This is a genomic window from Nostoc sp. (assembly GCF_036919815.1).
In the GTDB taxonomy this organism is placed as follows: domain Bacteria; phylum Cyanobacteriota; class Cyanobacteriia; order Cyanobacteriales; family Nostocaceae; genus Nostoc.
In genome coordinates, this window is record NZ_JBALCE010000004.1 from 24163 (window position 1) to 37591 (window position 13429).

Here is a 13429-nt window from a genome sequence, read left to right on the forward strand (position 1 = left end):
GCTTAAATAGATGCGATCGCATGAAGTGAAATTAAGAGTATTACTTAATAGACATCTCCGAAAATGACGTAGGGACAATTCATGTAGCTTTAGCTGACCGCAGGGTATTGTCCCTACCAAGGATTTCAAGCAACGCAGAATTAATTTTCACTCCTATGTCTAATACGATCGCCTTTTTGTGGTGACGTGTTTAGCTACCGGAAATCTCTATTGAAAAATTCTCAAAACTTCCTAACATCTTCGATCTCCGTCCCTGGTAATGCAAGTGTCTTTTCAGACCTAGCTCCTTGGAGTTTCCTCGGATCAAGTCCTAATGCCTCCAATACTGTAACCGCAATCTGTTTGCTAGAAACTTTCATTATCTGAGAAGTCCCCTTAACACGAGTTTCTAGTCCACGACTACTGAGGATCAGAGAAATATGGGTATCATCATCAGAAAAACCGCCGTGTTCTGCCCTTTTGGTGCTATTAGAAATCACATATCCTGGTTTGAGTTTAATAATAATATCAGGAGTACGATCTTCTTGCAACGGATTGCCAAAGCCTGCTGCCAATAATGCGCCACGCGAATAAACTGTATCAATTGCTGGATTTGCCAGTTGCTTTAAAACAGTTGTTGCAATGTTAGCTCGGCTTTGATCCTTAAGCCATAGTAAAGCAACATCATCTTGAGTAGCTTGATTAACTGTGATCCCAGCTTTCGCCAGAGCATCTGTAAAAGTATTTCCCGGAATGAGGGTAGCTGCTCCCAAACGAGGATTCTGACCATGTTTTGCTGTCAATACTATTAGTGTCGAGTCAAATTTCCCCTGTTGCTTTAAGGTATTTACTATCTTACCGATACTGGCATCTGTATGTTCCAGAGCATCAATTAATCCTGACGAAGGTGTACCATTAGTGGCAATACCACCATTATTGCTGGCATCCTTTTGGGCTACGCTGAGAGCTTGGAAATTCATCCCAAAAAGGTTGGGAGTTCCGGGTTTAGTTGTGCCTAGTGAATTGTTTCCAGCAATTTGGTTCAATATCGCATTTACCTTCAGATCATCGTAAGCTTCCGTGAGCTTGGTGTCTTTAGTTGTCGTTTTAAATGTGAGATTAGCAGGATTACGCGCTGTCGATTGGTCTACAAGTTTACCATTTTCTAAAGCAACTTTGGCATTTATTTCTGGAGCGTAGAAGTCATCAACTCCCTTTCCAGAAGGTCCATTTGCAATGTCATAAGCAGGATGTTTATCAACAAATGCAGTGTGCAAACCTGAAGCTTTTGCTACCTCAAAAATAGTGTTTACCTTCAAATAGTTGTGAGGATAAACACGATTTCCATTACTGTCTACTGGTAATTTGCTGGGGTCAATACTATTTATCCCAAAGTTACCCCCACCACTGAGAAAATCGGGGTTTTTATCAATGTTTTCCGCAAATTCAACTTCTATACCAGCCGGAGATCCTGGTTTGTCTGATAATATCCGACTATATGTATCGTCATAATAAACCCCAGTAGTTTTGGGACTTGCTCCTGTTAAGTAGTTTAATACTCCAGGGAAGGAATCGGAGGGAGTGCTAGTAAAAGCGTTAGTGTAACTGATACCCGTTTGTCTCAAACTATTGATGTTTGGCAAATACTGTTGTAATTTGCGATCTTCCAAATCTGCTTGACGCAAACCATCAATTGATAGTAACAGCACACTCTTAAACTTCCCAGGATGCTTATAGAAAGGTTTCTCATCCTTTTTCCGACCATCAGCTATTCTGACTATGGGCGAGGAATAGTCATATCTGATTACTGGAGGATGTAAGTGTTGAATTGGTATCATGATGTTTGTATATACTGTGTAAACAGAGTTCTAGAAGTTATTTTTGATAGTCACAGTTCAGCTTATGTCAATAAAGCTTCACAAAAGACTACTAAATCTTCAATAGAAACCCCGGTATTTTCAATCTCAAGATACGAGTAAAATATTAAGAAAAGGTTATGCAAAATAGTGACAAAAGGTTATGAGGTGAAACCAGTTGACCGACAATGGGCATGATTTAATGTTGCAGCTATCAACCTCGCCCGTAAAATTTTACATTCAATATCATCAATTTTGGAATCAATATTTACATTTATATCTAGCGGTTAGGTTTCCATAAACCTTCTCGAATTTGCTATTATTCAGGAAAAAACAAACGGATAGAACAACAAAATCCGGGTAAAAGTGGCGATGTGATTTCATCATGGCCTAACAAAGTAGCAACTAAAACCAATTGTGCTTTTTCTCGGCGATAAACTTCGACTTTTTGACTAAAGCGATCAACAATCCAATACTCACGCACGCCTTGAACGGAATAAAGTTTCAGTTTTGCTTCTTTGTCTCGAAATTCATTTTGTTTACCAGGGGATAAAACCTCTACTACTAAATCTGGTGCGCCCGTCAAATGTCCCGCTTCATCTTCAATTTGCGCCAGTCGTTCTCGACTTACCCAAACTACATCCGGTATAACGCTATCTGATTGGGAAAAATCACTCCGGGATTCACAATTGTTTCCCCTAAACTACTCGAATCTGACCAAACATCGAGTTGTCAAAATATTTTGCCACAACCTTGTTGATGACGGCGGTGAGGAGTGCGAGTCACAAAGAGTTCTCCATTAATAATTTCATAGCGCCTCCACTCATTTTCGGGTAGAACTTCTAAATCGTGAATTGTCCAGCGTACTCCCTCAATTGCTTGGTTCATGATTGTCCCCGTTTGGCTGGTTGCCTTTCTTTGTTTAATTTTATCTTTCTTTGGGCAAGGCAACTATGGTATTTAAATAGAACCATAATGAAAAGCGGAAGATCAGGCGAAACTGTGTATGCTGATATTTAGCCAACTTAAACCACCTAATAGCGATGCCGCAGTTACCTTTACTCTGGCGCTAACAGCCGAAGAACGCACCCGCAGTCGTCATCGCTTTGAAACGGCAGATGCTAAGGTTGTGTTTTTCCATTTACCCAGAGGAACTGTGTTACACGATGGCGATATTCTCGAAGAAGAAACCCATAGCAGTTTAATCAGAATTACTGCCAAACCAGAATTAGTCCTGACTGCCTTTGCCCAAACACCACTTTTATTATTACGCGCAGCATACCATCTGGGAAATCGCCATGTACCTGTAGAAATTACTCCGACTTATTTACGCTTATCTTCAGATTCGGTTTTACGCACGATGTTGGAACAATTGGGGTTAGAAGTTAAAGAGGAAATTTTACCGTTTCAACCAGAATTGGGAGCTTATGGACAACAGTATCATGCTCACTGACAGCCATCTTTTGAGTATTTTGCAGCTGGCTAGCCCTACTTTGCCTGTGGGAGCATATAGTTATTCTGAAGGCTTGGAAATGCTGGTGGAAAATGGTACGATCGCTAACCAGATACATCTCAAACATTGGCTAGAAGCAGAGTTGCTCTACGGGGCAATTCGGTTAGAGGCGGCGGTGATGGTACGATCTGAGCAAGCTGCAAAAATGGGTGATATTGAATCGCTATGCCGTTGGAATCTCTGGTTATCTGCTGCTAGAGAAACAGAAGAGTTACGCGCTTCTAGTTGGCAGATGGGGCGATCGCTGATCCAACTACTTGGTAAACTAGAACCACAGATTATGCCTATTGTCAATGCTGTAGGTAATCCTGGCAATTATGCGATCGCTTTTGGCATTGCCGTTGCCCATTGGCAAATCACTATCAAAGCCGCATTACTCGGATATCTGCATAGTTGGGCAAGTAATTTGATTACTGCTGGTGTGAAACTTATTCCCCTTGGACAAACAGCAGGACAGCAGTTATTGCTAGATTTGCAACCATTACTCATCGCTGCGGCATTAGAAATTCTCGCGTTGGAGGATGATCAACTCGCCTGTTGTAGTTGGGGTTTGTCGCTGGCGAGTATGCAGCATGAAACGCAGTATACAAGGTTGTTTAGGAGTTAGGAGAGACGCGATTAATCGCGTCTGTACAGGAGTGAGAAGTTATGAATGCATTTCGAGTAGGAGTTGCTGGCCCAGTGGGTTCGGGGAAGACGGCTTTGGTGGATGCTTTGTGTAAGGGGTTGCGTGAGCAGTATCAGATTGCAGTGGTGACGAATGATATTTATACTCAAGAGGATGCTCAGTTTTTAGTGCGTTCTCAGGCGTTGACAAGCGATCGCATTTTGGGTGTAGAAACTGGTGGTTGTCCTCACACTGCTATTCGTGAAGATGCTTCGATGAATTTGGCGGCAATTGAACAGTTAGAGGAACGTTTTATCAATTTGGATTTGGTATTTTTGGAAAGTGGCGGCGATAATTTGGCTGCTACTTTTAGTCCCGAATTGGTGGATTTAACAATTTACGTCATTGATGTTGCGGCTGGCGATAAAATTCCCCGCAAAGGTGGTCCCGGTATTACAAAATCTGATTTGTTGGTGATTAATAAAACTGATCTTGCACCCTATGTCGGTGCAGATTTAAGTGTGATGGAACGAGATGCTAAAAAAATGCGCGGTGATAAACCTTTTATTTTTACTAATTTGAAAACTCAGTCTGGACTTGCAGATGTAATTAACTTTGTTTGCACAAATATCTGTTAAAAAGAAAATGACTTGCGCTGTATTCAGGTAGGGGCAATTCATGTAGCTTTAGCTTCCCGCAGGGTATTGCCCCTACAATTTTACTATAAAGCCCGTAGATGACGATTTCGCACACGTTCAGCACTCCCGGTAGGAATCGCAGCAATTAATTTTTGCGTGTATTCCTCTTTGGGTTGCAGGTAAAGACTTTCGGCTGTCCCTTCTTCAACAATTTGACCGCGATTCATCACTAAAATGCGATCGCTCATAAATTTCACTACACTTAAATCATGCGAAATAAAAATATAAGTAAGCTGAAAGTCTGACTGTAATTCTTTGAGAAGATTTAATACCTGCGCTTGTACTGAAACATCCAGCGCTGAAACTGATTCATCACAGATAATAAATTTAGGGTTTAACGCCAAACAACGGGCTATGCAAATCCGTTGGCGTTGACCGCCAGAAAACTGATGTGGATAGCGGTTAATCGCATCTGCACTCAAGCCCACCCGTTCTAAGAGTTCGGCTACTCGCTGATGTCGTTGTTGCTTTGTCTTACCAACGGAGTGAATTACCAACGGTTCCATCACCGCGTCTCCAACCTTCATCCGTGGGTCAAGAGAACTGAAAGGGTTTTGGAAGACTATTTGCATTTCTCGCCGCAGTTTTTGCAAGGGTTCTCCTTTGAGGCTAGTAATATCTTGTTTCTCAAAGATAATCTGACCACTCATCGGTTCAATTAATCGCATCAAGGTTCTGCCAAGGGTGGTTTTACCGCAACCAGATTCTCCCACCAAACCTAGTGTTTCTCCTGGTTTGACATCAAAGGAAACGCCATTGACTGCCATATTGTAGCGTTTTGTACCACCGAACACCCCGCGCACTGGAAAACCAACTTTCAGGTTGCGGATTTGTAGCAGAGGTTCCTTCTGATTGAAGTTTGCCAATCTTGCAGCAATCTCTTCGGTGGTGACTTCTGTGGGTTGTGCGGGTTCTTTCGCCTGAATTACTACTTCTCCCGTTGGTGTCTCTTCTGCACTCATATAGTCGGAAACAGTGAGTAATTTTTGGGGACGGCGGTCAAGTGTGGGGCGGCAGGCGATCAAACCTTTAGTATATGGATGCTGAGGACTGCTGAAAATTTGCTCAGAAGCACCAGACTCGACAACTTTGCCTTTATACATCACCGCTACTTCGTCAGCAATTTCCGAAATTAGCCCCAAGTCGTGGGTGATGAAAATCATTGCCATGTCACGGGTTTGCTGCAATTCTCGGATTAACTCCAAAATTGTTGCTTGCACCGTCACATCTAAGGCTGTGGTTGGTTCATCGGCAATTAAGATTAATGGGTTGCAAGAAATTGCCATTGCAATCATCACCCGTTGCAACTGACCCCCAGAAAGTTGATGAGGGTAGCGTTCCAGCATCGCTTCTTTGTGTTCTTTAACCAACTGTGGCAACTTTGATGGATCTAGTTTCGATGAATCGGTATACTGCTGTTGTATCTCTTCATCGCTCGGTAGAAGTTTTACCTCTTGCAAACCTGCGATCGCAATTTGTCGTGCTTGGGATGCTGACACATTTTGATGCCGCATAATCGCTTCTGTTAGCTGAAACCCGATGTTATAAACCGGATTAAGCGAACTCATCGGTTCTTGAAAAATCATCGCAATGTCGCCACCCCGATGCAACTGCATTTGCTCAGGAGGCAATTTTACCAAATCGATAGAGTTAGCATTCTCCTGCGGACGAAACCAGATTTCACCGCCAGTAACTATACCCGGAGTTTGCAACAAACCCATCACAGCAAGGGCTGTCACTGATTTACCACTCCCCGATTCTCCTACTATTCCTAGAGTTTCACCTCGATGTAGCGCAAAGGAAATACCATCCAAAGCTCTGTTAATGTTGCCATCACTGGGGAATTCCACTTGGAGATTGCGAACCTCTAGGACAGTTTCTCTCATAGGAGTTGGGTAGGAATATTAACTTAAAATTATTTGATTTTAACAATAGTTTTGATGTATCTGTTGGTAAATTTGGTTTTTACACTCTTTGGCAGTTTTTCTGACATCGCATACTTCCAAAATATACACGCATTTGCGATGCATCACTGCCTGTCATCTCTGCAAACTGCGATCGGTTCATGGTATCGCTCTCTTTTCAGAGTTCCAGTCTTTACATAACACCATTAACTACAGTAACTTGCCACCACGAACAAAACAGCCAGGAGAGCAAATCCGTAAATTGGTTAAGGAGCGATCGCCAGTCTGCAATGCTGAGTTATGCTTTTGCAGTGGTTGTTCTCGTTTTTATGATTTGACATCTCCAGCGATCGTTGCCCTAAAAAATCCCCCAATGGGGGAGTGAAATTAAGATGGACAAGTTTTTTACCAAGTGCTTTCAACCATAAATTTTGTAATATAATAATACAAAGAAGTCGGTGTGAAAAAATGAACCTATGTAACAAACTGTAAAGTCAACAAAGAGCTTATAAATAAATAGTTCCAGGGTTTTTACAAAACTCAATATACCTTGATTTTATCGTGCCTACTTACAGTAGAATTTGAATAAATTAACGTTTATGTCAATTATTAGCGAATAAGTTGTGGAACTAAATGGTAAACAGCCTGAATCTAACCCTCCTAAAGATATACTTTTATCTCACTGGACAGATGACCGCAGAAAAAGACAGATATGGTTACACGAAGAAGCTCCTTCTCTAGCAGAACTTTATGAAAGTGCAGTGCGTTTAAGGTTTGAAATACAAATCCCCGGTAGAGTTAGGCTTATCGCTCACTGTCTGCGCGAAATTTGCAACCGCTTACTTAACGTAAAATTGGGTCAAGCAAGTAAAGTTGAATATTACAATTTAATCGAAAATATGGCAAAAAATTGGGAAAATAAAAGTTTTACAATAGATGGGAGTTTTCCAGAAGTTGGAATCAATTCTCAAACTAATTTACCATCTTCTTCTCCCGATATTTTTATACCTCGTGAGTTATACCGTGAAATTGCCTACATAATTAAAGAACATACGGAAAAAAGACCACAATTTGAAAAGAGAATTGGGGTATTTTTTGCTGAATGTGTTTCTAAAGATGCACTTGTGGAAGAATTGTTGCCTCAAGTGAATCAATGGAAAAAAATGAGCCAATGGCTTGTTAAAACAGCACACGATAACGGGAAAGTTGATAAAGAATATAAAGAAGATGAACTTTTATATTGGTTTGATATATTTGAGGCATTCCTAAGTACATTTGCTCAAGACTTTTATAATACTACAGATGAAATCGATGACATCCTGGAAGAAGCCAACTCCTCAACAGCTTGATAAAGCCATAGCAAAGCTGATTCATCCCCAGCAACGCATTTATTTTTTCAATCGTCTACAAAATCCAGAGTGGATTAAACCGTTAAAGGATAAAGGGTTTTTCAAGAATCCTCCACAAATTATTGAGGATGTTAGTCAAGGCAGTGTCAGCTTTCCTATGTGGCCTCAGTCTCGCTATCTAGCGCGAATGGCTGAACACGAGCCGAAAGAGGTTCTAGAAATTGCACGGCAGATAGAAAGCAACAATCCCCGTGTTCATGAAGACTTTGTTGATGCAGCACTTCAGATGCCCTCACAAGAAGCAGGGCAATTAGTTCCTAAAGTTAAAACCTGGATAGAAGAATCACTATACTCATCATCTCTATTCCCAGAGAAAGTTGCTGCTCTCATAGTGCATCTTGCTCAAGGGGATGAGATTAAGAAAGCACTAGAACTGGCTCGAATATTACTTGCTGTTAAGAAAGACTTTAGTTTTAACAATCAAGAAGAAGGTAGCACCAGAGTTTATCTTCCCTCACCAAAACCACGAATACGCTTTGATAACTGGCATTATGAACAAATTATTAAAAAGAATGTACCTGAATTAGTGAAAGTAGCAGGTAAAAACAAACTAGATGTTTTTAAAATGTTAGCTCTTCTGCTATTTGATGCAGTTCAGTTTTCCCACCGTGATGAAGAAATTCAACAACTGCAAGAAAATTCACTTATCTGGGAGGATGGCTCAGGTTATTGGCGATACGCTATTGATGAACATCCTAGAAATTACTCGCATGATAAAATTAGAGAACATTTGGTAGCAGCAGTCAGAGATACAGCAGAGCAGATTTTAGAAGATGATAAGACTAAAATAGGAGATATCATTTCGGAGTTAGAGAAGCGATCCTGGCGGATTTTTCATCGCATTGCACTTTACCTGATTCGTAAGTTTCCAGAAGTAGACCACGATTTGCTTATTAAAAAATTGGCTGATCGTGAGCATTTCACAGATAGTAGTTCTTACGAAGATTATGAGTACGGACACTTACTGAAAGAGAATTTTTCTCAACTGCCAATAGAGAAACAAGAGCAAATTCTAAGTTGGATTGACAAGCCTGAACTTGACTTGAATTGGCAAGAAGATCAAGATAAAAAAGCTGAATGGATAAAATATTGGCAGTGGCACAAACTGACAATAATAAAAGATAGTCTTCCAATAGATTGGCAAGAAAGATATCAACAATTAGTTAATGAGTTTGGTACTATTGAAATTTCAAATATTTTTTCTAGAGGAGTCAGCACATTTAGAGTCTTAGGTGTTGGAAGTCCAAAGACTGACTCAGAATTAGAATCTATGAGTATTGAGGAGCTAGTTGCCTTTCTTAGAACATGGGAGCAAAATTCTACAGATCCCTTTGAAGAGCCATCACGCTCAGGGCTAGGATCTGCTCTGGCAAGACTGGCTGAAAAAAGTCCCGAACGTTATGCACAGGGAGCCGCTCAATTTCAAGATATACACCCAACATATATATCGAATTTGCTTAGAGGTTTGTGTCAGGCTTTAAATAATCAATCAAGACAACAGCAAGAAATAAGAGAATTTGATTGGATATCTGTTCTAAGTCTCTGCAATTGGTTGGCAGAGAAATCTGAAGAATTGAAGAAATATCAGACAATTTATAACGAACCCAGCAGCAGTTGGCTCGAACCTTGCCGAACAGTGGTAGACTTGCTTGGAGTCGGACTGAACCTTGATACAATAGCAATTCAGTTTAATTTTCGCGATCGGGTTTGGAACATCCTCAGACTTTTAACTCAACATCCAGACCCTACACAAGAAAGAGAAATAAAGTACCATAGCTCAAATAATAATTATAATGATCTGGCAATCAATACTGTTCGCGGGGAAGCAATGCACACAGTTGTACGCTATGCCCTCTGGATTCGTCGCCACTTTGAGCAAATACCTGAGAGTGCAGAGCAGTTGCAACGAGGTTTTGATGAAATGCCAGAAGTACGGCAGGTACTTGATGAACATCTTAACCCAGATATAGAGCCATCTTTAGCGATACGCTCAGTTTATGGTCAGTGGTTTCCTTGGCTGGCTTTACTAGATCCGCTATGGGCAAATCAAAGTATAGGAAAAATATTTCCACAGGATGAGACTTTCAGCAATCTGCGGCTTGCTGCTTGGGAAAGCTACATTAATTTTTCTGGTGTTTATGACAATACCTTTGATTTACTACATGAGGAATACCGCTATGCAGTTGAACAAATCGATCCCACCTCGATTGAACGACAAAAACTGACACATACCGATGAAGGTTTTGCCCAACACTTGATGACTCTCTACTGGCGTGGGAAGCTGAATTTGGATGAGCCAGGAGCATTACTGGCACGGTTTTTTGAGTTAGCTTCTGATACGTTGCGTGGCTATGCTCTAGAATTTGTGGGGCGAAGCCTTAAGAACACAAAAGATGAGATAGCTCCGCAAATCCTTAATAGTCTCCAATTGCTCTGGAAGAAGCGTTTTGAAACAGCGTTTAATTCTGCTGAACCTAGTTCCTACGCCACTGAACTTGCTGCTTTTGGCTGGTGGTTCGGTTCTGGGAAATTTGATGACACTTGGGCTATTGCACAGATTAAACAGATTCTTGAGCTAACTGGCAAAGTAAACCCTGACTTTTTGCTGCTGGAACGTCTAGATGTACTTGTTGATACGATGCCAGAATCATCTGTCGAGTGCCTTGAACTGATGATTAAAAATGATAAGTCTGTTTGGAGTCCCTACGGTTGGCAGAATGAAACTAAGGCTATCCTCAGTAAAGCTATTCAAAGCACGAGTGTCCAAGCAATAAAAACTGCTGAAAATATTATTCAAGATTTGGGCAAACGCGGACACTTGGAATATCGGAATTTACTTCCTCCTTCTGGAAGCAAATAACCCTATTCCGTCAAAGTGGACAGTCAATCATACAGCAATCGCAAAACTTGATTGCTTTTTCAGTTAAAGGATCTAAATTAGCTGTAGATTCATCTGATGGCAAGAACTAACCGGTGAAGATTGTACTGGAGAAATACGCGATGCAATTTGGACAGTGCGAGATAATCTAGAAACAGAATCGTAGGAGAAATATTATGCAAGCTTACAAACTTAATGGGAAAATCGATTCAGCAGGTAACTTGGTGATTACCGAACCAGTGAATTTACCCCCCGGAGATGTGGAAGTGATTGTCTTGCAAGCTATTGAGAAGCTTGACAATATTACAGTCCCAGCAAGTGAACCGCAGACAGAGACACCTAAAAGACGAACTAAAATCAATGCTTTGCAAAACTGGTTTGAGAAAACTCAGCCAGCACCTCCTGATTTTGATCCACATCAAGCCAAATGGGAATATTTAAAGGATAAACATAACCTGTGAAAGTCTTGCTTGACACCAACATAATTGTGGATATTGCCCTGGAACGACAGCCATATATCACTAATAGCGAGACAGTTTTAGCATTTGTTGAACAGGGACAAATAGAAGGCTACATTTCAGCATCAACTATTAGCGACCTTTACTATCTTATCCGTAAACAAAAAGGTCGAGATTTAACTATTGAGTTTTTGAGACAAATAGTTAGGTTCTGTCAAATTGCTACGGTAAATCAAGCTGTAATTACGATGGCTCTAACAGCAAATTTTAGGGATTTTGAAGATGCTATTCAATACTCCACTGCTGTCTTGAATCAATTAGATGCGATTATTACCCGTAATCCTCAAGATTTCACCGCTATTACACCCCGAATTTTAACTCCTGAGCAATTGATTCAGGAATTAACAAATTCTCCTTAAATGCTTTTCCTTAAAACAAAGATTATGGTAAATCTTAATCGTTCCCATCCTGCCAACACTACTGGAAATGCTTTGCTAAATTAGCTGTAGATTCATCTGAAGTTAAAATTGGTGGATTATTGATGATTGCCCTAGCGATGCCTGTGGCGGGCTACGCCTACGCTAATCCCTGCTTCTGCCCTTCAGAAACATTTGCCCCCACTGCGCCTGATATTGTATTATATTTTTGCGGAAATTGGCTAAATGTAAGAGGCTGAGGCTTTGGATTTAGAGATTAAAATAGAGTTAGTAAAGGTAGAGTTTACTTAATTGGAAGGTTCTATGATGACTTTACAAGAAATTATTAATTCTATTGAAAGTTTGCCCACAGAAGATCGAGAGTATTTATTTGAGTTTCTTCGCCAGCAACGAATTGAGAATCGGCGGATTGAAATTTTGGCTAATGCTCAGGAAGTGATGCAGGCTTTTAAGGATGGGACAGCTCATAGGGGAAGCGTTGATGATTTGATCGCTGATTTACTAGGAGATGATGATGGAAGTTGTCTGGAGTAGTGGATTTAAGCGGTCTTTTAGGAAGATCACAAAGAAAAACCTGCAATTAAAGAATCAAATTGTTAAGGTATTAAGGCTTTTGGCAGATGATCCATTTACACCGTCTTTAAAGTCTCATAAGTTAACAGGAAATTTAGCGGGGTTGTGGTCTTGTTCTGTTGCTTATGATTGTAGAATTATTTTTAATTTATCTGAGGATGAGAATTTGTTAGAAATGGTTATTTTATTGATTGATATTGGCAACCATGATGAAGTTTATTAAATGGTAAAATAGAGTCTGAAGCTTTAGATTGAGAGATTAAAATAGAGTTAGTAAAGGTAGGACTAAACTAAGCGATGTCTCACGACAAGACGCAAAGCGTCAACGCAGACAAAAAAAATAGCACATCCTCAAGGATGGCTATTTGTAGAAATTATTAATTTTGCTTGTTGCTAAGTATGGTTAGCAAACTGAATACACACTCAACTACCAACTTTAGAAGGGAATATCATCTGGATCTGGTTCTTCCGCTTTCACTGCTGGATTAGTGGTTCGCTCATAATTTGTGCGTTGGGGTATGGGTTCGTAAGTTGTCGCTTGGGGAGTAACACCAACAGCATTTGTCGCTGGGGTAGGCGCTGCACGTGGTGATTCGTAAGTGGGAACGTCTTTCTGTGGTGGACGAGATGCTGGTGATGGTTGTTGTGGAGACGTTTCAGTAAATGATGGAGTTACGGTTGCTGAAGGCGATGGATCAGTATTAAAACTACCTCCAACAGGTTGAATTTGTTGCACCGTCAATTCAGCGCGTTTTTCTTTAAAACCTTCTTGACGCTCAACAGTATTCATGGTTAAACGTCCTACCAAGATGACGCGATCGCCTTGGTGATACTTTTGCTGAATTTCCGTTGCTAAATTCCCCCAGCCGACAACTTTTAAGGTGGCTGGTGGATCTTCTGGTTTCTGGGAATTGGGAAACTGCACCAGCATTTCCGTGACTCCCAGATTATCCGCCGTATAGCGGAGTTGCGGCTCGTCAATAATTTCCGCCATCAAAACGCAGCTGTTCATTAAAATTACTCCTGAGTACAAAAAGTGTTGATTGAAAAAGTGGGGGTTTTTCTATGTAGTGCCAATTAATATCAAAATATGTTTAATTGTTTGCATTTTTTAATA

13 protein-coding genes and 1 pseudogene are annotated in these 13429 nt (G+C 40.7%); 10 read left to right on the forward strand and 4 right to left on the reverse strand.

Annotated elements, in window-relative coordinates; all coding sequences use genetic code 11:
• Window positions 1–221: 221 nt before the first annotated feature.
• Together V7K15_RS00590 and V7K15_RS00595 are read right to left on the reverse strand one after the other, a co-directional pair.
• Window positions 222–1817 (reverse strand): alkaline phosphatase family protein, encoded by a 1596-nt coding sequence (locus V7K15_RS00590; RefSeq protein ID WP_334902062.1) that lies wholly within the window; start codon window positions 1815–1817, stop codon window positions 222–224.
• A gap of 337 nt (window positions 1818–2154) precedes the next feature.
• Window positions 2155–2723, reverse strand: a pseudogene (locus V7K15_RS00595) (Uma2 family endonuclease).
• A gap of 118 nt (window positions 2724–2841) precedes the next feature.
• Between V7K15_RS00595 and ureE the strand changes: the two are divergent.
• Genes ureE through ureG form a run of 3 tightly spaced genes read left to right on the forward strand, consistent with a single transcriptional unit; the run spans window position 2842 to window position 4593 of the window.
• Window positions 2842–3288 carry an urease accessory protein UreE gene (gene ureE, locus V7K15_RS00600; RefSeq protein WP_334902064.1) on the forward strand — a complete coding sequence of 149 codons (447 nt, stop codon included), beginning with the start codon at window positions 2842–2844 and terminating at the stop codon, window positions 3286–3288.
• Window positions 3278–3955 carry an urease accessory protein UreF gene (locus V7K15_RS00605; protein WP_442949636.1) on the forward strand — a complete coding sequence of 226 codons (678 nt, stop codon included), beginning with the start codon at window positions 3278–3280 and terminating at the stop codon, window positions 3953–3955. The genes ureE and V7K15_RS00605 overlap by 11 nt, the downstream gene beginning before the upstream one ends.
• A 41-nt stretch (window positions 3956–3996) precedes the next feature.
• Window positions 3997–4593 carry an urease accessory protein UreG gene (gene ureG / locus V7K15_RS00610; RefSeq protein WP_334902068.1) on the forward strand — a complete coding sequence of 199 codons (597 nt, stop codon included), beginning with the start codon at window positions 3997–3999 and terminating at the stop codon, window positions 4591–4593.
• A gap of 83 nt (window positions 4594–4676) precedes the next feature.
• Here ureG and V7K15_RS00615 read toward each other — a convergent pair whose 3' ends face one another.
• Complete coding sequence (locus V7K15_RS00615; RefSeq protein WP_334902070.1) at window positions 4677–6539, reverse strand: ABC transporter ATP-binding protein; 1863 nt, start codon at window positions 6537–6539, stop codon at window positions 4677–4679.
• 88 nt (window positions 6540–6627) lie between these two features.
• Between V7K15_RS00615 and V7K15_RS00620 the strand changes: the two genes are divergently transcribed.
• From V7K15_RS00620 to V7K15_RS00650, 7 genes are all read left to right on the forward strand, one after another.
• On the forward strand, window positions 6628–6942 hold the full coding sequence (locus V7K15_RS00620) for a hypothetical protein (RefSeq protein WP_334902072.1): 315 nt from the start codon (window positions 6628–6630) through the stop codon (window positions 6940–6942).
• 238 nt (window positions 6943–7180) lie between these two features.
• Window positions 7181–7906, forward strand: a complete 726-nt coding sequence (locus tag V7K15_RS00625) for a hypothetical protein (RefSeq protein ID WP_334902074.1) — start codon at window positions 7181–7183, stop codon at window positions 7904–7906.
• Window positions 7869–10826, forward strand: coding sequence for a hypothetical protein (locus V7K15_RS00630; protein ID WP_334902076.1), 2958 nt, complete (start codon window positions 7869–7871; stop codon window positions 10824–10826). Before V7K15_RS00625 ends, V7K15_RS00630 begins: the two co-directional genes overlap by 38 nt.
• A gap of 194 nt (window positions 10827–11020) precedes the next feature.
• Window positions 11021–11305: a hypothetical protein gene (locus V7K15_RS00635; protein WP_334902078.1), complete on the forward strand. Its 285-nt coding sequence runs from the start codon at window positions 11021–11023 to the stop codon at window positions 11303–11305.
• Window positions 11302–11721 carry a PIN domain-containing protein gene (locus tag V7K15_RS00640; RefSeq protein ID WP_334902080.1) on the forward strand — a complete coding sequence of 140 codons (420 nt, stop codon included), beginning with the start codon at window positions 11302–11304 and terminating at the stop codon, window positions 11719–11721. Before V7K15_RS00635 ends, V7K15_RS00640 begins: the two co-directional genes overlap by 4 nt.
• Before the next feature lie 321 nt (window positions 11722–12042).
• Window positions 12043–12273, forward strand: coding sequence for a hypothetical protein (locus V7K15_RS00645; protein WP_334902082.1), 231 nt, complete (start codon window positions 12043–12045; stop codon window positions 12271–12273).
• Entirely contained in the window at window positions 12254–12535 is a 282-nt protein-coding gene (locus tag V7K15_RS00650; RefSeq protein WP_334902147.1) for a type II toxin-antitoxin system RelE/ParE family toxin, read from the forward strand. The genes V7K15_RS00645 and V7K15_RS00650 overlap by 20 nt, the downstream gene beginning before the upstream one ends.
• A gap of 213 nt (window positions 12536–12748) precedes the next feature.
• On the opposite strand, the gene V7K15_RS00655 is transcribed toward V7K15_RS00650, so the two are convergent.
• The gene (locus tag V7K15_RS00655) at window positions 12749–13324 is read right to left on the reverse strand and encodes a single-stranded DNA-binding protein (RefSeq protein ID WP_334902084.1); all 576 of its coding nucleotides are present in this window, start codon (window positions 13322–13324) and stop codon (window positions 12749–12751) included.
• Window positions 13325–13429 lie beyond the last annotated feature (105 nt).